20 protein-coding genes are annotated in these 18,523 nt (G+C 53.2%); 13 read left to right on the plus strand and 7 right to left on the minus strand.

Going from position 1 to position 18,523, the window contains the following annotated elements; genetic code table 11:
• The first annotated feature begins 65 nt into the window (after nt 1-65).
• From MOV14_RS03510 to MOV14_RS03520, 3 genes are read left to right on the plus strand one after another with little or no spacing between them, the layout of a single operon-like run.
• On the plus strand, nt 66-818 hold the full coding sequence (locus MOV14_RS03510) for a metal ABC transporter ATP-binding protein (protein WP_318537854.1): 753 nt from the start codon (nt 66-68) through the stop codon (nt 816-818).
• A 9-nt stretch (nt 819-827) separates the two neighbouring features.
• Entirely contained in the window at nt 828-1,628 is an 801-nt protein-coding gene (locus tag MOV14_RS03515) for a metal ABC transporter permease (protein WP_318537855.1), read from the plus strand.
• Nucleotides 1,625-2,017 carry a CopG family ribbon-helix-helix protein gene (locus MOV14_RS03520; RefSeq protein ID WP_318537856.1) on the plus strand — a complete coding sequence of 131 codons (393 nt, stop codon included), beginning with the start codon at nt 1,625-1,627 and terminating at the stop codon, nt 2,015-2,017. The genes MOV14_RS03515 and MOV14_RS03520 overlap by 4 nt, the downstream gene beginning before the upstream one ends.
• A gap of 53 nt (nt 2,018-2,070) precedes the next feature.
• Here MOV14_RS03520 and MOV14_RS03525 read toward each other — a convergent pair whose 3' ends face one another.
• Genes MOV14_RS03525 through MOV14_RS03535 form a run of 3 tightly spaced genes read right to left on the minus strand, consistent with a single transcriptional unit; the run spans nt 2,071 to nt 3,961 of the window.
• Nucleotides 2,071-2,661: a tRNA(Phe) 7-((3-amino-3-carboxypropyl)-4-demethylwyosine(37)-N(4))-methyltransferase gene (locus MOV14_RS03525; RefSeq protein ID WP_318537857.1), complete on the minus strand. Its 591-nt coding sequence runs from the start codon at nt 2,659-2,661 to the stop codon at nt 2,071-2,073.
• The gene (locus MOV14_RS03530) at nt 2,658-3,380 is read right to left on the minus strand and encodes a purine-nucleoside phosphorylase (RefSeq protein WP_318537858.1); all 723 of its coding nucleotides are present in this window, start codon (nt 3,378-3,380) and stop codon (nt 2,658-2,660) included. The genes MOV14_RS03525 and MOV14_RS03530 overlap by 4 nt, the downstream gene beginning before the upstream one ends.
• A gap of 8 nt (nt 3,381-3,388) precedes the next feature.
• Nucleotides 3,389-3,961, minus strand: coding sequence for a hypothetical protein (locus tag MOV14_RS03535; RefSeq protein ID WP_318538124.1), 573 nt, complete (start codon nt 3,959-3,961; stop codon nt 3,389-3,391).
• Between the two features lie 34 nt (nt 3,962-3,995).
• On the opposite strand from MOV14_RS03535, the gene MOV14_RS03540 reads away from it, so the two are divergent.
• Both MOV14_RS03540 and MOV14_RS03545 read left to right on the plus strand, forming a co-directional pair.
• Nucleotides 3,996-4,265, plus strand: a complete 270-nt coding sequence (locus tag MOV14_RS03540; RefSeq protein WP_318538164.1) for a hypothetical protein — start codon at nt 3,996-3,998, stop codon at nt 4,263-4,265.
• 27 nt (nt 4,266-4,292) lie between these two features.
• Nucleotides 4,293-5,843, plus strand: a complete 1,551-nt coding sequence (locus MOV14_RS03545; protein ID WP_318537859.1) for a hypothetical protein — start codon at nt 4,293-4,295, stop codon at nt 5,841-5,843.
• On the opposite strand, the gene MOV14_RS03550 is transcribed toward MOV14_RS03545, so the two are convergent.
• Complete coding sequence (locus MOV14_RS03550) at nt 5,822-6,061, minus strand: ferredoxin (RefSeq protein ID WP_318537860.1); 240 nt, start codon at nt 6,059-6,061, stop codon at nt 5,822-5,824. The two genes, MOV14_RS03545 and MOV14_RS03550, sit on opposite strands and share 22 nt — an antisense overlap.
• Nucleotides 6,062-6,128: 67 nt before the next feature.
• Here MOV14_RS03550 and tatC point away from each other — a divergent pair, with 67 nt between their 5' ends.
• The 3 genes from tatC to MOV14_RS03565 all read left to right on the plus strand — a co-directional run bounded on the left by tatC (nt 6,129) and on the right by MOV14_RS03565 (nt 10,897).
• The gene (gene tatC, locus MOV14_RS03555) at nt 6,129-6,944 is read left to right on the plus strand and encodes a twin-arginine translocase subunit TatC (protein WP_318537861.1); all 816 of its coding nucleotides are present in this window, start codon (nt 6,129-6,131) and stop codon (nt 6,942-6,944) included.
• 140 nt (nt 6,945-7,084) lie between these two features.
• Nucleotides 7,085-10,267 (plus strand): isoleucine--tRNA ligase, encoded by a 3,183-nt coding sequence (gene ileS / locus MOV14_RS03560; RefSeq protein ID WP_318537862.1) that lies wholly within the window; start codon nt 7,085-7,087, stop codon nt 10,265-10,267.
• 48 nt (nt 10,268-10,315) lie between these two features.
• Nucleotides 10,316-10,897 (plus strand): hypothetical protein, encoded by a 582-nt coding sequence (locus MOV14_RS03565; protein WP_318537863.1) that lies wholly within the window; start codon nt 10,316-10,318, stop codon nt 10,895-10,897.
• Here MOV14_RS03565 and MOV14_RS03570 read toward each other — a convergent pair.
• Nucleotides 10,851-12,200 (minus strand): FAD-dependent oxidoreductase, encoded by a 1,350-nt coding sequence (locus MOV14_RS03570; RefSeq protein ID WP_318537864.1) that lies wholly within the window; start codon nt 12,198-12,200, stop codon nt 10,851-10,853. The two genes, MOV14_RS03565 and MOV14_RS03570, sit on opposite strands and share 47 nt — an antisense overlap.
• Nucleotides 12,201-12,490: 290 nt before the next feature.
• Nucleotides 12,491-13,261 carry a 5'/3'-nucleotidase SurE gene (locus MOV14_RS03575; protein ID WP_318537865.1) on the minus strand — a complete coding sequence of 257 codons (771 nt, stop codon included), beginning with the start codon at nt 13,259-13,261 and terminating at the stop codon, nt 12,491-12,493.
• A gap of 53 nt (nt 13,262-13,314) precedes the next feature.
• Between MOV14_RS03575 and MOV14_RS03580 the strand changes: the two genes are divergently transcribed.
• The 3 genes from MOV14_RS03580 to MOV14_RS03590 are packed head-to-tail and all read left to right on the plus strand — an operon-like array spanning nt 13,315 to nt 15,132.
• Nucleotides 13,315-13,995 carry an endonuclease III domain-containing protein gene (locus MOV14_RS03580; RefSeq protein ID WP_318537866.1) on the plus strand — a complete coding sequence of 227 codons (681 nt, stop codon included), beginning with the start codon at nt 13,315-13,317 and terminating at the stop codon, nt 13,993-13,995.
• A gap of 27 nt (nt 13,996-14,022) precedes the next feature.
• On the plus strand, nt 14,023-14,541 hold the full coding sequence (gene dcd, locus MOV14_RS03585; RefSeq protein WP_442786694.1) for a dCTP deaminase: 519 nt from the start codon (nt 14,023-14,025) through the stop codon (nt 14,539-14,541).
• Nucleotides 14,542-14,559: 18 nt separating this feature from the next.
• On the plus strand, nt 14,560-15,132 hold the full coding sequence (locus MOV14_RS03590; protein WP_318537868.1) for a DUF429 domain-containing protein: 573 nt from the start codon (nt 14,560-14,562) through the stop codon (nt 15,130-15,132).
• Here MOV14_RS03590 and MOV14_RS03595 read toward each other — a convergent pair.
• A complete protein-coding gene (locus MOV14_RS03595) occupies nt 15,089-16,252 on the minus strand; it encodes a DUF72 domain-containing protein (RefSeq protein ID WP_318537869.1) in 1,164 nt (387 codons plus the stop codon). The genes MOV14_RS03590 and MOV14_RS03595 overlap by 44 nt on opposite strands.
• A gap of 97 nt (nt 16,253-16,349) precedes the next feature.
• Here MOV14_RS03595 and MOV14_RS03600 point away from each other — a divergent pair, with 97 nt between their 5' ends.
• Entirely contained in the window at nt 16,350-17,915 is a 1,566-nt protein-coding gene (locus MOV14_RS03600; RefSeq protein ID WP_318537870.1) for a GTP-binding protein, read from the plus strand.
• 65 nt (nt 17,916-17,980) lie between these two features.
• Entirely contained in the window at nt 17,981-18,505 is a 525-nt protein-coding gene (gene ppa, locus MOV14_RS03605; RefSeq protein ID WP_318537871.1) for an inorganic diphosphatase, read from the plus strand.
• Nucleotides 18,506-18,523 lie beyond the last annotated feature (18 nt).

Raw genomic sequence — 18,523 nt, forward strand, 5'->3', positions numbered from 1 at the left:
TAGGGTAATCACCCTGGCATAAACTACTTATATGTGCACGATTATTTAAGCTTGGTGGTTTGAACGTGCACGAAGAAGTAGAGCTACGTGTAATAGACCTTACATTTGCCTACAATTCAGAGTACATCTTAACAAAGGAGAACTTTTCAGTAAGGGGTGCTGGCTTAATAACCGTGCTGGGGCCAAATGGCGCGGGCAAGACTACCTTCTTCAAGGTTCTCATGGGTCTTCTTAAGCCGGTGGAGGGCAAGGTTCTCGTTAACGGATTAGAGGTCACGGGAAACCCTCTAGCTGCTGGGCGTTTCATGAGTTATGTTCCTCAAATCTCGAATATAGAGTTCGGTTACCCGATAACCGGCAGAGAGCTGATCGAGGCTACGCTAAGGTCAGAGAGAAGGTGCGAGGATCGCGAATGTGAGAGCAGAGCTGGAGAGTACTTAAAGGCGGTGAAAGCCGAGGAGTTTGCGGATAAAAGGCTCAGCGAGCTCAGCGGGGGGCAACTGCAACGAATTCTCATTGCCAGGGCTTTGGCCAGAGAGACCCCGATCCTTCTTCTAGACGAACCGTTCTCAGGGGTGGATCCAAGGGCTAGGGAAGATATTTTATCCTTTATTCAAAGGATCTCCAGAGAAAAAATGGTGCTCTTAACGACACACGACCCGGTTCTCACGATCAACCTTAGCAAGTACATCATAGTGTTCAACCGCGGCATAAAGGCTGTAGGCTCGCCTCGAGACATCTTCAAGCTTGATATGCTCCGAAAGGCTTACGGAGACGGTGTGCTACTTATCGAGAAGTGCTTACACGTGATAGCTTAGGTGATTCATATGTACTTGGACCCGCGCTGGCTCATCCTCATAGCCTCAACGTCGATCGCTTTCAGCTCACTTAGCCCGATCGTAACGGTAAGAAGGCTGAACTTCTTTGCTTCAGCCCTTCCGCACGCTTCTCTCCTTTCAATAGCCTTAGGGTACATGCTTTCGGCGATCACGGGGTTTGACCCGACAACCCTCGCTATAGTGATCAGCGTGCCGCTATCGTTTCTGCAGATGTATCTGGTTCAGAGGGGCGTAGACGAGAACATAGCCACGTCGGTCTTCGTGGCCTTCACAACTTCGGCGAGCGTCGCCGCGATGTACTACATTTTGACTAAGTTTCCCGCACAGGTCAGCCTTTGGTCATACATCCTGGGCGACCCCCTGCTCTCGACTTGGAGTGATGTAGCTTATGCACTCGTGGTCTCGGCCGCTGTAGCGGCTCTCAGCATTATACTCTACAGGAAGGAGGTCCTGATAGGAGTTGACAGGGACTACGCGATGCTTATAGGCTTGAACGTTAAGCTACACGACTACGCGGTTGTAACACTGCTCACTGTCGCAAGCGTGGGGCTTCTAAGAGTGGTAGGCTTCGTGCTGGAGCACGTGGTCCTGCTACTACCCTCAGCCATCGCACTTTCAACAGCCCGAAACTCAAGGGACATGTTGTGGATAAGCATAGTGGTCTCCGTGCTTTCCGGGATCATCGGCCTTATCGCCGCTCTAGCGCTCGATATAGCCCCGTCCGCCATGTTTGGTCTTATGCTCTTCGCAGTCTACCTAGTCATGCTCGCGCGAGGTGGGAAGAGGTGAAGCGTTGCAAGGTTAGGTTCGGGATTAGCCTTGAAAGTGATCTGGCGAGCGACGTTGAAAGGCTCGCTAGCGTTATGGGAACAAACAGGTCTCATATCGTAAACATGGCTGTTAGAAGTTTCCTAGACGAGAAGTTTCACTTCACCGCACCTCATGAATGCGAGGGGGTGCTTGTTGTCAGCTACGAACCTCGACGCGGCAGTCTGATAGATTCTGAGATTGAGCGCAGGAAAGAGGCTATTCGGAGCAGGTTGCACCTCCACACGACTGAGGGTCTGTGCACCGAGGTGCTTTACGTTAAAGCTTACAGCGACGAGATAGTCGGGCTCGAGAGCAGCATGAATAGATGCGGCTGCAAGGTATGCAAGTTCATCCCACTGCACTCGTAACTTTAAGCTAAAAACCTGGAAACAGAAGCCTTCCAGGCGTTACTGCACCGGGTTTAAGAAGCCTCCTTAAATGCTTCTGCGAGCTTCCCTAGCCTGCTCTTCCCGCGTAGTAGCAACTCGTTCGCGGCGTCGACGAGCAGGGGGTATTTTTCTGGACTTACTATGTCCGAGCCTTTAAGCCTCAGCGGTGCTTCCAGCTTCTCCATAGACATTATCTCCACGACTATTCTTTTACCTAAGCCCTGTATGCCGCTGTGCTTAAAACCGGAGTTTCTGGCAGCAATGAGCAGTCGTCTGGCAGAGGGTATGTCTCGGGCCACGATGTGCATTATGGGCGGGTGGACTGAGAACCATACATTCTCCTCGCTTGTAGCGTTCAAAACGAGCAGTAGCTCCTCAGGGGCGATGGGCCTGTGCCATTTAGCCAGTACCCTCAATCTACCTTTCTCTCCAGGATGCCGCCCCGCAATTACCTGTATTCGGCCGCTACAGCTACTCGTAGTGTAGTAACTCTCCGTGGAGTTCACGATGTCCAGGAGCCACAGGATGTCGGCGTCAACGCGTCCTTCCTTTTTGTGGAGTTCCAGCTGATCTAGAGCCTTCCGGCGCAGGGTGAGCCATCGCTCATCAGGCGAGTGGATCACGCCACGAGCGCCTCTAGAGCTACTTGAGTCATTTTGAGCTCGAGCTCGTCTCTGCCTCCGGAAAGCTCCTCACCAGTAACCATGTTGTCCACTACTAAAGCAAGTGCCCCAGACTTGAAGCCTCTGAACCTACCGAGAGCGAAGAGCGTCGCGGACTCCATTTCCAGGACGTCTACGCCCATAGCGCCCCACTCTTGCGCTCTCTTCTCCACGGTGTGGAAGGCGTCGTGGGAGAGGGCTATTCCGCGTGCATGCCTCACTCCGAGCTTTTCAGCGGCTTTTTCTAGCGCTAAGACGAGTTCCGGTGACGCGCAAGCAGGGTAGGAGACTCCAGGAAAGTAGGATCCCAGCGTGCCGCCGTAGGTATAAGCTGAAGCCTCGATAACGACAATTGTTCCAACCCCGAGCTCTTTTTTAAGAGAGCCGCAGGTGCCAGCTCTCACGATCTCCCTAGCACCGAGCATATAAAGCTCCTCGAAGACTATAGCCGCGGAAGGCGCACCGATACCATGAGCAGCAAGCGTGATCTGGACCCCTTTGTACTCACCCGTGATCGTGAGGAATCCTCTGTTTTCGTTGACGACGCGAGGGTTCTCCAGCAGCTGTGCCGCTTTCTCGACGCGCTTAGGGTCGCCAGCGACGACGACCTTCCGGGCAATCTCGCCCGGCTTTGCTAGGATGTGGTAGGGTTTTTTGGACAAGGGGTGGTAGTAGCCCATCGAAAGTACTAGAGAAAAACCAGCCTAAAACGTTTGCCCTCGTAGAGGATCGCGCTGTTCGAGGGCCTTCTCCAGTAAGGTACACGCCCCCTCCACTCTCTGCGCCACGAACCGGGGTTTCCCAGTCTCCGTGCGGGGTCTAGACCCGGTATGTGAGTGTGTCCCATGAAAAACCAAGCGCTACTGCTGCAGATTCTCCGCTTTGTCAGCTCCTCTAGGAGCAGGCTCTTCCCAGCAAGGGCCGAGATGGCGTTGATAGCGTACGCTACAGCACCGTTGGGGACAAGCATATCTCCGTGGGTCAGGCAAAGGTTCAGGTCACCTAGGCTCGCTTTGATTACTTTGTCTACGTAGACTTTGACCCCGTTGAGCTCAAACTCGCTCTTACCCACGATAGGGTCATGCGATGAGGAGCTCGGTGTGTAGAGAATGTGCTTGCCTCTGTACTCCTTAAAGCCGAGTTGAAGCATTTCCCGCTTTAGCGTCATGGAATCCATACGCTCGTGCAGATCGTCAAACAGGTCTCCGAGGATGATCAAGCAATCGATGCTTTCCTTGCTAGCAACGTTTAAAAGCTTCATCAAAGGGTCGCAGACACCGCCTGTTCTGCAGTGGATGTCCGAGAAGAGTAAGGCTTTCTCACAGTTTATAGTCAAGTTGTGCCCGGTCACGGCTAACTACCGCGACGATTCAACGCTACCTGGAGATATCCTTTTCTACGCCTGCCTTTGTTGCCGCTCAGTGAAAAATCGTGGCGTCAGCTCTTCGAAAACTGTAAAAACCGTGATGAGACAGGAAGCACTGAGGTTAATGCTGCAGATAACAGCAAAAAAGCTTGGTTCTCATCCTGGACGAAAAGAGCATGAGGAATATAAGGCGGCATAGTGGGGCGTAAAGCGGGATACCTTAGCTATGAGGGAGGAGTTCAAGCGTAGTTTAACCCTGCTACTTGTTATGGCACTCACTTTGGCGACTTTCTCAAGGGCTACACCTGTTGGGGCGCAAGGCACACCTCAGGTGAAGGTTTACATCGACGTTGAAGACAACGGGAACGCTACGGTAACTATAGTTTTCAGAGCCGCAGGTAGGGCTTCTTTCTCATTCACTCTTCCCAAGTTCGAAAACTACAGTGTGTGCTCTAGCTACGGGAACTACCGCATAGAGGATAAACCCTCGTCCGCCTACTTCTACTACAACTCGACTCTAGAACTAGCGCCGGGAGACAACGGTACTTCCACGCTGTCGGTTTGCTACAAGTTCCCATACGCAAGTCTTCTCTCGGACAACCAAGGGTGGTTCATGAGCCCCATGCTCGTCGCAAGCCCTCCCGTAGAGATCGAAGTAAGCGTTCGGATACCCAACCTAGCGTCGGTGACCCTCGAGTCTCCTCGGATGATCAGGCTCGAGGGAGCTGGCTACAGAGTCTACCGTCTATCACCGGGCGCGCAGCAACTCATTCCTGGGAGGGTGGTTATTGAGTACCAGACTGCTAGGCGGGTGCAAACTGCTAACTTCTCGCGAACAGGAGAAGCGGTGTTAACCGTGGTGTCGCCTGTCTACTACCGTAGCTTATCCGAGAAGATTCTCGATATCGCCTCGAAGGCCTACAAGAGACTCAGAAACCTCACGGGAGTGACTGTAGATCAGGTGACTTTCGAGCTGTACCTTCCTATGGAGAGCATGGGGGGTATCAGCGCCCTAGGGTTTGTCATGGGTGAGGACATTAATGCGGGAGGTAGGGGACCGATAATGCTTAACTTGGCCTTGATCAGGTACGCGCCAGGATACCTGGAGACGACGGTCATACACGAGATGGTCCACGTTTTCCTGGGAAAGGCCGGTGTAGAGGCAAACGCCCAGACCAGGTGGTTTCACGAGGGGCTCGCGCAGTACCTTTCAATAGTGGTCGCACAAGAGATAGGAGTTGATGTGTCCGACTACGCCGAGGAGTTGCACAATGCTTCATCTGCTCTCTATGAGTATGCGTCTGGCAACTTCTCCTTCATTCAGGTATGGCGAGCAGACCCGAACCTCGTAGGAGACGCTTACTTAGCAAGCTTTTATATAGTTTACAATGTCTCCTCCTCCTTTGGGGGCGAGAGATACATCGCTCAACTCTTCGAAGCCATAAGGTCCCGTGGATCCGTGAAGACGACGAACGACATCGTGTCCGTGATGAGCGCGGCAGCGAGGAGTAACCTAGCACCCCTCTTCAGGAGATTTGGGTTCACAGGCGTCCAGGACTGGGTTCAGCAAAATGACAGCGCTGCGAAAGCATTCGGCAGTGTAAAGCAAAACGGCTTCTCGCTGATCGTGCTCCTCATCAGTCTACTCATCGCCTTGATAACCTACATCGTTAACAATCGTGTCCAAAGAGAGATCGAAGTCGCCAAGGGTAGAAGCGTTTTCGAAGAAAAAGAGGACGCTTACTCTTTCAAAACCTACTCGACTTTCGTAACGTGAATTATCGAGACAGGACACGCCTCGGCTGCGCTTTTCACGCACTCTTCTAGCTCAGCGGGAACCTCTCCCTCACCTGGGTTGCCGCCGACCCTGTACTTAGCTACGATCTGGCTTTTTCCATCCTCCTCGTTCATCTCAAAAACCTCGGGGCAAAGACTCACGCAAGCCATATCGCTGATGCACTGATCCCTGTCGATAGTGACCTTAAACTTGGGCATGCTTTTTGCACCGCAATTCTTTTCGTCGAGTTTAATATAAATTTATCCCTACTCTTTTAGAGCGACAATGTCCGAGCTACCGGAAAAACCCCTCATGGAGCATGTTTACGACCTACTCGAGACCATCAGGAGTATCCTGCTCACCATAGTAGCCTTTATGCTAGCTCTACTCTTTCTACCAACACCACACCTCTTACCGGAGCAGTACGTCCCCCTAACATTCTACCTGATGGACCAGATTAGGGGAATAGTCCTAACGTATGAGGACAACTTCGTGCTTCAACCTCTCGCCAAGACTCTGGGAGTTAACTCATCTAGCGTTATTTTGATTTCCCATGGGTGGTTTGACTCGCTAACAGCGGCAGTAATAACTTCTGCGCTAGTAGGCATCGTCGTTCTAAGCCCGGTTGTAGCCTACTTTATCTACAGGTTCATTGAACCTGGGCTATACCCTCACGAAAAGAGGGTGGTCAAGCGCTACCTTGTAGCGATCCTACTCCTGTTTGTCTCAGGGGTGGTTTACGGTCTCTATGTGGTGATGCCCTTAACCTTCCTTATTGCCCTGTGGTTGGCTCAGCTTGGAGGGGCCGCGCCTCTATTCTCTATCCAGGACTTCTACCAGAACATCTTCCTAGGGTCAGTCGCAGTTGGGGTCTTTTTCATGTTTCCCATCTTCGTGCTCACGCTGAGCAAAATCGGGGTCATCAGCTACGAAACTCTAAGGAGCAACTGGCGCTATGTCTTCTTCCTAACGGTGGCGCTGCTCGTTGTCTTGACACCAGACCCAACACCCACCAGCGCCCTTGCCTTAGGTCTACCTTTTCTGGGGCTCTACTTCCTCTCGATGTGGCTTATAAAAGAAAAGCGAGAGAAAAACAAATAAACTAGTTGCGAATGACACTCCTAAAGGGTGGGTGAGAATGCCCCGCCAAATTCCGTAAAAACGCTTAATTTAGCTTGCTCGAGATTTCGCCTTCTGGCCTCCACTAGCCTTAAATTGCGGCCCACCCTTGAGGTGTTCGTATGCCTGTAGTTAGGCAGCTACCCCAGGAGTTTAACCCTAAAAGGTACGAAGTAGATGTTCTAGAGTTCTGGGAGAGAGAGCGTGTCTACGACCTGATACGAGAGGCGTCGAAGGGAAGAGAGAAGTTCTACTTCCTGGACGGCCCCCCGTACGCTTCCAGCGGTGTACCCCACGTCGGAACGCTTTGGAACAAAGTGCTGAAGGACGCTATTATAAGGTTCTACAGAGCCCTAGGCTATGCTGTCCACGACCAACCTGGCTACGATTGCCACGGGCTGCCGATAGAGGTTCAGATTGAGAAAAGGCTCGGTTTTAAGACGAAAAAAGACATCGAGGACTTCGGAGTTGACAGATTCATCGGTGAGTGTAAGAGGTTCGTCCTAGAGAACATTGAGTCGATGAGCAGGTACTTCTGGGACTTTGGCGTCTCGATGAGGTGGGAAAAACCGTACAGGACGATGGACGACGACTACATCGAAGGTGCATGGTGGCTCGTGAAGAAAGCTCACGAAAAGGGCTTGCTGGACTACGGGCTGAAGGTCGTTCACTGGTGCCCCCGCTGCGAGACTACGCTTGCCGACTATGAAGTCACGGAGTACACAGAGCTGGAGGATCCATCGATCTACGTAAAGTTCCCGTTGAAGGGAGACAAGAGACGCTTCATAGTCATTTGGACCACAACGCCGTGGACGCTGCCGGCTAACGTTGCTGTAATGGCTAATCCTGACTTAGAGTACGTGTGGGTTGACATCGGCGGGGAGGAGGTCCTCGTGGCGAGGAAGAGGCTCGACAAGGTCATGGAGGATGCTGGCATTAAGGAGTACAGGGTCGTGGAGGCTGTCAAGGGCCGAGAGCTCGAGGGGCTCGAGTACGAGCACCCCCTCTTGGAGGAGGTTGATGCTCAGCGGAGCCTGGTAGATGTCCATAGAATAGTTCTTTCGAGCGAGTTCGTGTCAGCTGAGGAGGGTACAGGGCTTGTACACTCAGCACCGGGTCATGGGGAGGAGGATTTCATAGTTGCTCAAAGGTACTCTTTACCAGTCGTCGTCCTCGTGGACGAGAAGGGGAGATTGACTGAAGGGGCGGGCAAGTACGCAGGCCTGCCGGTACGCGAGGCTAACAAAGTCATCATAGAAGACCTGGATAAGAAGGGGTTCCTGCTGCACGCTGGGACGCTGAAGCACAGGTACCCCATTTGCTGGCGCTGCAAAACCCCCCTTATACTTCGCGGAACGAAGCAGTGGTTCATACGAGTGACTCACCTTAAGGACAGGATGCTAGAGGAGGCGGAGAAAGTGGACTGGGTTCCGGGGTGGGCTGGATACGCAAGGTTCAAGAACTGGCTTGCTGGTCTTCGCGACTGGATTATATCGAGGCAGAGGTACTGGGGGACGCCGGCACCGATATGGGTTTGCGAGAAGTGCGGCGAGAGAGTGGTCGTTGGCTCCAAGAGGGAGCTTGAAGAGCTGGCAGGGGAGATTAAGCTTCCCGACCTGCACAGGCCTTGGATCGACCAAGTTACGCTAAAATGCCCGAAATGCGGGGGGGTCATGAGGCGTGTTCCTGACGTGCTGGACGTGTGGCTTGACTCGGGCGTCGCCTTCTACGCGTCTCTGGGGTTTCCGAGAAACGAGGAGAGGCTTAAAGCTCTCTGGCCTGTGGACCTCATAATAGAGGGGCACGACCAGATAGCCGGATGGTTCTTCTCGCTTCTCAGGAGCGGTATAATAGCATTTGACCAGTCGCCTTATCGCAGAGTGCTGATGCACGGGTTTGCCCTGGATGAGCAGGGGCGGGAGATGCACAAGTCGCTCGGGAACTATGTTGAGCCTAAACAGATCCTCGAATACAAATATGGTAGCAGGGATGTTTTCCGTTGGTTCGTTCTCAGGAACACGACCTGGGAAGACCTGAGGTTCTCGTGGAAGGGGCTGGAGGAGGTGTACTCAGACCTAAACATCTTCTGGAACGTCTACTACTTCGCCAGCCTTTACATGAGCATTGACAAGTTCGACCCAGAAGAGCACCCCATAGATAGCCTGCTAGGAAGGCTCCGTGTTGAGGATCTATGGCTTCTTTCCCGATTTGAAAGGCTCGTAGACGAGACCAGGAAAGCGTATGAGAGCCTGAACCTTCACCGCGCGGCTAGACTCCTCAGAGACTTCGTAGTAGAGGACCTGAGCCACTGGTACATTCGGCTCATTCGCCCGCGTGTTTGGGTCGAAGAGGAGGAGGAGTCTAAGATCACAGCCTACGCGACTCTCAGCTATGTGCTCGAGAGGCTCCTGAGGGTAGCGGCCCCGATCATCCCCTTCACCACAGAGAAAATATACCTTGAATCGTTCAGACAGGAAGGCAGGGCGCCCAGTGTTCATGCGCTTCCATGGCCGGAGGTCCGGCTCGAGTTCATAAACGAAGAGCTGGAGAAAGAGATGGAGGTAGCCCGTGAGATAGTCGAGAGAGCGCTTGCTATAAGGATGCGCAGGGGTGTTAAGATACGGCAACCTCTCCCAGCCCTTTACATACTTACTGACGACGCGCAGGTTTCAAAGGCAGCGAAAACGATGGAGCACGTGATAACCTCTCAAGTGAACGTCAAGAGGGTTGTCGTCGCCGACTCCTCCACCGTTAAAGACTTCAAGGTCTTGAGTGTTGAACCTGTCTACCGCACTATAGGCCCCGTGTTCAAGTCGGAGACAAACATTGTGCTAGACCTCCTTGCTAAAAGAGAAGCCGAGATAGCGACTTCCCTAGTGGAAAAAGGCTATGCCGAGATCGAGCACAACGGCAGGACCTACCGAATCACGCGCGAGATGGTTAACGTAAGTGAGGGCTGGAAAGCGGGGTTCGATGGAGAAAACTTGAGCTGGGGCTATATAGTGCTCGACTTAACGTTGAGTGAGAGAGAGTTAGCGGAGGGATTTGCGCGCGACGTTCTCAGGAGAATACAGTTCATGAGAAAGCAGCTGGGGCTTGCCGTTAACGAGTACATTGACGTGGCCATTTACGCTCCGAAAGAGTACGCGGGGGTCCTGAGCGACTTCAAAGAGTACTTGAAAACTGAGTCTAGGTCCCTCTCGCTTAAACTCACAGAGGAGGATGAGGTAGAGGGTGAGCTAGTGCAGGAGTGGGAGATTGGAGATGTCAGGGTGAAAATAGGAGTTAGAAGAGCTGCAGTGTAGGCGACACTAGTACAACGTTTTTATGACCCCGTTCTTTGGTGATATTGAATGCAGCCGGAAACTCGGGTCACCCGAGCCTTCTCTGTAAAGCTGATTATCATAGGCTTTGTCCTTCTAGCCGTAGGTGCGATTTTGGCCGCTAGTATTGGCTATCAGCTTTCACCACGCGAGAAAATACTCATAACGCTCAGTTTGCCTTTAGATCACGAAGAAACCTACCCTCTTCCAACAGGCCTCTCACAGAAGGCTTTATTCAACTTGACGTACACGGGAGATCGTTTCGTAAACTTGACGCTCATCTTCTACGATGAAGGGCACCAGGAAACGGGAAAACTCCTCATACAGGACGCCGCTAGGACCGCATCAGGCACTGTTTACCTCAACAGTAGTCCGGTGCTCGTGAGCGTCAAGTCTGGGTGTAAAGCCTGCACTTCTACAGTCAAGATCACACTGTACTTCGCGCGGTACAACCAGCAAGCTCTCGACGCACAGGTCGCGGTCTCCAGCTTGCTGGCGGTGGCTGGGTCAGTTATTCTCATGACAGGAGGGTACGCTTACGTCCTAGCAGAGAGAAAGGAGAGGTTTAGCTCTGCGCAAGCTTTCCGAGAAGAACTCGAGCAGCCACGATGACGGGGTCCCAGACTGGGGCGAAGGGAGGAGCATATGCGAGATCGCTGAAGAACGCCTCCCTGACCGTCGCCCTCTTCGCGACTAGCACGGAAAGCGCGTTTATCCTCGCTAGGACACCATCTGCTCCTACTACCTGCGCTCCCAGGAGCTGGCCCGTTGAGCCGTCTGCTATGAGCTTGACGGTCATTCGAGTTGAGCCGGGATAGTAACTGGCTCTCGTGTTAGCTGTTATTGTCGCGGACACTGGTTTAAAGCCCTCTTTTACGGCCCGCTCCTCGGTTAACCCTGTTCTCCCCACTTCGAGTCCGAAGACCTTTGTAATCGCAGTTCCCACTGCCCCCGGAAAGGTCTCTTTAAACCCGGCCAGCGATGCGCCCGCAACGTAACCCATCTTGTTCGCAACGGGGGCTAGCGGAAACCAATCAGGCTTCCCTGTTACGAGGTTTACCGTCTCGGCAACGTCCCCAGCGGCGTAAACACCCTCCTTGTTTGTGGACATCGAGGCGTCCACGCTCACGGCGCCTGTGATGCCCTTCTTCACCCCAAGCATCTCTGCCAGCGCTGTTTCGGGAGCAACACCTGTGGCGAAGAAGACGGCGTCGACTCTGTACTCGCCTTTATCGGTAACTATCTTCTCAACTTTCCCGTTGCCGGTCGCCTCCTTTACCGTTTCATTAAGGTGGAGCTCTACACCGTTTCTCACAAGCTCATTCTCAACCAGCGCAGTCATGTCGTAGTCGAGGGTAGGCATAACGTGGGGTAGAAGCTCGATCAAGATAACCTTCTTGCCGATTCTCACGAGGTTGTCAGCTAGCTCTAAGCCGATGTATCCAGCACCAACGACCGCGACTCTTTCAGCTTGAGACAATGTACGTTTAGCCTCCTCGGCGCTTTCGAGGGTTCTAAGAGTTAGAACACCCTTCAGCTCGGTCCCGGGAATCCGTGGTATCCTAGGCCGCGCTCCAGTAGCAATTAGGAGCTTATCCCACTCGTAGGTTCTCTCGGTTCCGTCCTTGAAGCGGGCTCTAACATATCCCTCGCCCGCCTCCACGACTTCCGCTTCGGTGTGAACTTCGATGCCCCTCTCCTCGGTGAAGACTCTCACAGGGTAGTGAACTAGCTCCTCGATGCTCTTGGCGAGTCCCCCGAGAAAGTACGGAATACCGCATGGAGCGTAGCTCACATACCTGCTCCTCTCGAAGACAACAACCCTCCAGTCGGGCCTGAACCTCTTCACCCTTGAGGCGGCAGTCATGCCTGCAGGACCGCCACCCACTACTACTACATTGGCTTTCTCGGACATCTTCACCCTGCGATAAACCTCTGTCATATCTTTAAATTTTTGTGTCGGTGGGGGTCGAGGGAGCGGGTATTTCTTACTGACGAGTCTACTCCTGTAAGCTTGCATGAAAAGAAGAGGTGCGCTTCAGCTACGCGGGCTAAAGCCAGCAAGCACAACGACACCCCCTAAACCGAGTGTCCATGAATACCAAGAGGCGCTACGATGAGGGAAGTAGTAGCCATGTAAGGGCGACCGGAAGTAGCGGTAGGGGATTCGGCAAGGCTCAAAAAGCTAGAGGCTAAATGCTCCAGCTAAAAGCAACTTCCCGTTTTTCCCAGCTTTTTCACAAGCCAGTCCATCGGGCCTGTCGCAGCGAAGGTAAGAGGGGTCAACGTGGCAAAACCCTGTTTGATAAGGCATACGTCGCTGTTCGGTGTAGCGCACCTATAGGCGCTCTCCAACGTCCACCTGCTCATATCACAGAGCCCTTCCCGACAACTATACACCTCGGATTGGGGAGCGGTTTCAAGTGTCGCGACTTTAACTCCTCTTAGAGTCCACGTTGGGACATTCAAGTTAAGCAGTGAGGCTTCCCATGGTTCATCGGCGAGAAGCTCGAGTAAATTGATGGCTAACCTTGCAGCAGTATAGTAGGCCTCACACCCTAGGCTCTGGTACTCAGACCAGTCCCTAGCAACTAGCGAAACAGCGATCCCCTTGTAACCACGTGTAACCCCCTCTAGCACAGCCCCCACGGTTCCTGAGGATAGGACATCCCACAAGCCGATGTTGGGGCCGCTGTTCACGCCGCTAACCACGAAATCGAATTTCCTGCCGAGAGAGTCAAGGGCTATGCCGACAGCTGTTGCCGGAGTCGAGTCCGCAACCAGGGCATCGTACTTGTCGAAGAGCCTGGTGAGCCTGTACCTAGCTTTAAAGGAGATAGATTTACTGGCTCCGCTAGAGTGGTTGCTTGTCGTCGCGATAAACACGTCGTGGCCTCTTTCGGCAGCCGCGTCGGCAAGTGCCCTTAGACCAGTGCTGATGCCGTCATCGTTTGCGATCAGTAGGCTGAGCTTCACAAGTGTGTCTCCGAAACAACGCACTTTTAACGCTTTCACCTTAACCTAGCAACGTGCATGAAAGCTACGAGTTAGGTGACCTTATACTCCGCAGGCTCGGCAGAGAACTTAGGATAAGCAGTGATGAGTTTGCCGCTCTCAAAGCCGCTCAAGAGAAGAACCCCTTCAAGGTGCTCATAGCTACGATACTATCCCAGAACACAACGGAGAAGAACACCTTTAGAGCTCTTCAAAGACTCGAGGAAGAGGTTGGGGTCAGCCCTCTTACACTCTCTAAGGTTGACGTCGAGGAACTTGCCCGAGTGATATCCCCTGCGGGCCTCCAGCAGCAGAAGGCTGAGGCGATCGTCTCGCTCTCAAAGCTCTTGGTCGAAAACTACGGAGGGAGTCTTGAGCGCATGCTGCAGAAGGGTGAGGAGGAGGTGAGGGAAGAGCTAAGCAAGATAAAGGGCATCGGAGATAAAACCATAGATGTTCTTCTGGCTAATACTGGCTTCCCAGTAGTCCCTGTCGACACACACGTTAAGAGGGTAGCGCGGAGGCTGGGGCTTACGCGGTCAAACGCGTACTCTCGAATAAAGATAGACCTACACAAGGTCTTTAGGCCTGAAAGGAGGCTGGAGGCGCACCTGCTTTTAATCAAATTGGGGCGAGAAATCTGCAAAGCTAGAAACCCCAGGTGCGAGGTGTGCCCTCTCAGAGATATTTGCGAGTACGCTAAAGCTAAACGATAGGGAAAAAAGCCGCTTGGGGTTTTTATGATCATGCTCTCGGGAGCCGAGATCAGGCGTCTGATAAAAGAGGGTAAGCTTGTCATCGAGCCTTTTTCAGAAGAGATCGTGCGGGAGAACGGCGTCGACCTTAGGATAGGTGAGGAGGTTGCAGTCCTGCTGAATAATCCAGAGCCTCTCGACCCTGACAGGCTTAAAGAGGTCAATATCTCGGACTACTACAAGGTCTTTAAGGCTGACACATTCGTTTTACAGCCATACATGAAAGTCCTCGTCACAACCCTCGAGTACGTTAAAATGCCTGAAGACGTGGCTGGGCTTATCGGCGTTCGCAGCACTTTCGCGAGACTCGGCGTCTCGATACCCCCGACGCTTATAGACGCTGGATTTGAGGGAGAACTCACGATAGAGATCCACGGCGGGGCGTTCCCTATAGTCCTCAAGAAGGGAATGAGGTTCGCGCACGTTGCCTTTTACAGGATAGAGGGGCCTCCCGTGGTTTACAAGGGTAAGTACCAGGGACAGCGCGGTGTAACGCTTCCTAAGTAGGCTATGTGGTTCGCAGGCGTGGACCTCTCCTCTTCGGAGAAGAAGCCCACCTATGTGGCTTTACTCGACGAGAACCTTACAGCCAAAGTTTTTGGGCTGTCAACAGACGAGGAGATACGTGAAGCTCTTTCTAGCGCGAGGCCGATGTATACGGGCATTGATGCACCACTAAGCCTGCCATCCAAGAGCGGGATCCGTGGATGCGAGAAAGTACTAATCTCCCTCGGCATCAGGTTCTTCCCTCCAACAATGCCTTCCATGCTGAGCCTGACACTCCGAGGGATGAGGCTTCGCTCGCTACTGGAGGAAGCTGGCCTCAGCATTCTTGAGGTTTATCCAGGTGGTAGCCAGGATGTCCTTTGCCTCCCTAGGAGCAAGAGGTCTCTAACCGGTCTAGAGCGCGGTCTAAGAGCACTTGGGGTAAAGCTCCCAATTGGAAGGTTAACCGGTGATGCACTCGACGCTGTTACAGCTGCCTACACGGCCTTCCTGTACTGGAGGGGGGACTACCTGAGGCTAGCTTCCGAGGACTGCTCGCTTGTTCTCCCTATTCCGAGGTGCCTGCCGCGAATTCCCACTCGTCGACATTAGAGACTATGTCCACTAGGAGCTTTACTGCTACTTCTCGCGGCATTTTCAGGAAGAGCTTCACCATGTGTTTGCAAAACCTCTTGCTTTCCACCTGCTTCTTCCAGTCTTCGCAGTCATGGTAGATCCGCTTGCCCTTGATGTCGATGTCTATGACATAGTTCTTCACCCTGCCCTTCACGCTGTCCCCGAGCACCTCAAACGCAACCTCGCGGTCGTCGATTTCAAGGCCTCTGGCAAACCTCTTCTCGCCGGCTAACACCTTGAGGATTGTCTCTAGGTCTCCTGAAGCAACAGCCCTCTGAGCCCTCTCAAGTTCATTTCTAGGCGCTGAGGAGAAGTACTTATCCATGCGCTCGAGCATCTCTCTCCTCTCCCTATCCAGCATGCCGAGCAGGGCCAGCATCTGCAGGGCGTTGTGGGGCGCGAACCCCCTGAAGTGGTTATTGAAGTACCCGAGCAGCAACCTAGTGTTTTCAGCAAGCTTCTGAAGCCTGGGCACCCATTCCCTCAGCTCCTCAATCGTGTAGTGGTAGTAGTACCATGGTCTTTCACCGCGGCCGTGCCACCTCACGTAGGAGAAGTCCGATGTTACCACGATTTCTGGAGGTAACAGCGGCTCATCTACTATAGTGTAGGCGATGCCAAGGTCCGATAGAGTCCTGTAAGTCTCCTCCCTGAGCCAGCTGGTGTCCCGGAACTCGACAGCATAGCGGTAGCCTTTGGGCAACGCTTCTAGGAAGTCGCGGAACCAGGGGATCTCTTCCACCCCTCTTGGGGGGAGCTGTATCAGGATCGCTCCTAGCTTCCCCGTAGTTCGAACAGGCTCTAGGGACTTGAAGAAGAGCTCCAGCTCCTGCTCTGCAAGCTTGGGGTTGAGAAGCTTTTTATGCGTGATCCCCTTGTACATTTTTAGCGAAAAAACGAAGTTCCTTGGAGACACTCGAAAGAGATTTTCCAGGAACCTGCTCGTTGGGAGCGCGTAAAAAGTAGAGTTAACTTCAGCGGTGTTAAAGACCCTAGCGTACTGGCTGAAGAGCCCTGTCTCCCGGCTGTAGAAGGGACCTATCCAATCTTCGTAGTCCCAACCCGAGGTTCCAATGTACACTCTCGCGAACAGCATACTACTTTTTGGTAAGCAAGCGATGGGTGCTAAAAAGTCTTTACTCTTTGGAGTTACAAATAATAGGGCGTCCCCGTTAATCATCTGACGATAAGGCGTGGCGTACCCCGAGGAGGACGAGACCGGTCCAGTTGAGTACAAGTCGGTGCTGACCAAAGTAGATGACGAGAGGCTGGAGAGACTCGCATCGCAGATGAAGTACCGGCTCTTCGAGGGGGGCGGTGAGGCGATCTACGTTCTGGGGCTAAACGACGACGGCACGGTTCGAGGCCTCTCAGAGGAGGAGGAAAAGGAAACGATAAAGAACCTCGCTGACGCCGCTAGCCGGATAGGCGCTAGCATAAGGATACTTGACAGGAGGACAATATCCGGTAGGTCGCTACTCAGAGTGCTGGTGAGGCTCTCGCGCGAGGAGAACCCTCCAGCTCAGGTGAATATAGTCGTCTTGGGGAACGTTGACGCTGGTAAGAGTACGACCGTGGGCACTCTCTGTACAGGTGTTCTCGACGACGGCAGGGGGAGCAACATGCGCAGGGTTGCAAGGTTTTCTCACGAGATTATCACTGGGAGGACCTCCTCCGTCGCCGTCAGGATACTGGGATTCGACATGCACGGGAGGCCTGTCAACTGGAACCTCCCAAATCCGCTCGACGAGGCCCAAATCTATCTCTCGGCGAAAAAAGTCGTATCGCTGGTCGACGTGGGGGGTCATGAAAGGTACTTGAGGACGGCCCTACGAGGCGTGATGTCTAAGTACCCTGACTATGCTATGCTCGTTGTCGCTAGTAACACTGGCTTGCAGGTGATGGGCCGTGAGCACTTGGGAATATGCGCAGCTCTCCATATACCGGTTTTCGTGGTGTTTACTAAAGTAGACATTGTTAGCCCTGAGGTGGAGAGACAGTACCTAGAGGAAACCTGTGAGATTCTGAGGAGGCTTGACAAGAAGCCTGTTGTCGTTAAGAGCTTGAAGGAAGTTTACGACATCGCCCCCCTGATGCCCTCAGGCCGCGTTATCCCCATCTTCAGGCTCTCAAACACCACAGGCGCCGGCTTGGAGCTCCTCACCGAGTTCATCAACATCCTGCCACCCAGGAAGAGGTGGGTAGAGCTGGAGAGAAAGCCCCTCCTCGCCTACGTCACCGACATCTACAACGTGAGAGGCGTCGGAACCGTAATAGCCGTTGCCATCGAGAGAGGCATAGTCCGCGAGAACGCCTTCTACTACCTTGGACCGACGCGCGACGGCAAGTGGAGGAGAACCAGGGTTAAGTCTATCCACGTAAACCGCGTACCCTCATCGATGGCCAGAGCTGGCGAGGAGGCAACGCTAGCCATAACGGACTTCACAGCTGAGGAAGTCGAGAAGGGCCTCGCCCTCTCGGAGACCCCTCTCCACGCGTCGAGAGCGATCGTTGCCGATGTGCTCATACTTAGGCACCCGACCACGATCAAGGTAGGGTACCAGACCGTTCTGCACATCCACTCTATTAGAACACCTGTCGAATTCACGTGGATGGAGGTTGAACCCATGCGGACTGGAGACTCTGGGCTGGTGAAACTAAGGTTCATGGCAAAGGCGTGGTACGTCGAGGAGGGTGAGAGGTTCATACTCAGAGACTCGAGGACTAGGGCGATAGGCACGGTGCTTAAAGCTGAGTGAAGCCTCCCATCGGGTCTAAGCATAGAGTAGCAGATATATACTCCGGTGCTGAGTTCGTAAGATGTATGAAGACGCTACCTCCCGGTAAAAACCCTCCTGAAGACATCTACGTGGTGATTGAGATTCCGATGCACAGCAATGTCAAGTACGAGGTCGACAAGGAGACAGGGGCCGTTTTCGTGGACAGGGTTCTGTTCACGTCAATGGTGTACCCGTTTAACTACGGGTTCATACCTTCCACGCTTGAGGAAGACGGGGACCCTGTGGACGTCGTTCTCTTAAGCTTCGATGCATTCGTGCCGGGAAGCGTTGTCCGAGCCAGGCCTGTTGCTTTGCTCGAAATGGAGGATGAGGCAGGGCCAGATAGCAAGGTTGTGGCGGTGCCGCACGAGAAGATAGATAACAGGTTCAGCAAGATAAGGGACGTTGACGACATAGACGAGGGGGTCAAGAGCAGGGTTAAGCACTTCTTCGAGCACTACAAGGAGTTAGAGCCCGGGAAGTGGGTAAAAGTCAAAGCCTGGCATGGACGGGAAAAAGCACTCCAAGCTATAAGTAAGGCCGTTGAACGCTACCGGAGTAGAGGGTGAATCAAAATAAGTATTTAT

The organism is Infirmifilum sp. NZ, from assembly GCF_022693705.1.
In the GTDB taxonomy this organism is placed as follows: Archaea; Thermoproteota; Thermoprotei; order Thermofilales; family Thermofilaceae; genus Thermofilum.

Bases quoted from the DNA above. Each gene is read 5' to 3' on its own strand.
- MOV14_RS03515 (WP_318537855.1), top strand. From the start codon at position 828: ATGTACTTGGACCCGCGCTGGCTCATCCTCATAGCCTCAACGTCGATC.
- MOV14_RS03530 (WP_318537858.1), bottom strand. From the start codon at position 3,380: ATGGGCTACTACCACCCCTTGTCCAAAAAACCCTACCACATCCTAGCA.
- MOV14_RS03535 (WP_318538124.1), bottom strand. From the start codon at position 3,961: ATGAAGCTTTTAAACGTTGCTAGCAAGGAAAGCATCGATTGCTTGATC.
- MOV14_RS03540 (WP_318538164.1), top strand. From the start codon at position 3,996: ATGTCCGAGAAGAGTAAGGCTTTCTCACAGTTTATAGTCAAGTTGTGC.
- MOV14_RS03545 (WP_318537859.1), top strand. From the start codon at position 4,293: ATGAGGGAGGAGTTCAAGCGTAGTTTAACCCTGCTACTTGTTATGGCA.
- MOV14_RS03550 (WP_318537860.1), bottom strand. From the start codon at position 6,061: ATGCCCAAGTTTAAGGTCACTATCGACAGGGATCAGTGCATCAGCGAT.
- tatC (WP_318537861.1), top strand. From the start codon at position 6,129: ATGTCCGAGCTACCGGAAAAACCCCTCATGGAGCATGTTTACGACCTA.
- ileS (WP_318537862.1), top strand. From the start codon at position 7,085: ATGCCTGTAGTTAGGCAGCTACCCCAGGAGTTTAACCCTAAAAGGTAC.
- MOV14_RS03565 (WP_318537863.1), top strand. From the start codon at position 10,316: ATGCAGCCGGAAACTCGGGTCACCCGAGCCTTCTCTGTAAAGCTGATT.
- MOV14_RS03570 (WP_318537864.1), bottom strand. From the start codon at position 12,200: ATGTCCGAGAAAGCCAATGTAGTAGTAGTGGGTGGCGGTCCTGCAGGC.
- MOV14_RS03595 (WP_318537869.1), bottom strand. From the start codon at position 16,252: ATGCTGTTCGCGAGAGTGTACATTGGAACCTCGGGTTGGGACTACGAA.
- ppa (WP_318537871.1), top strand. From the start codon at position 17,981: ATGAAGACGCTACCTCCCGGTAAAAACCCTCCTGAAGACATCTACGTG.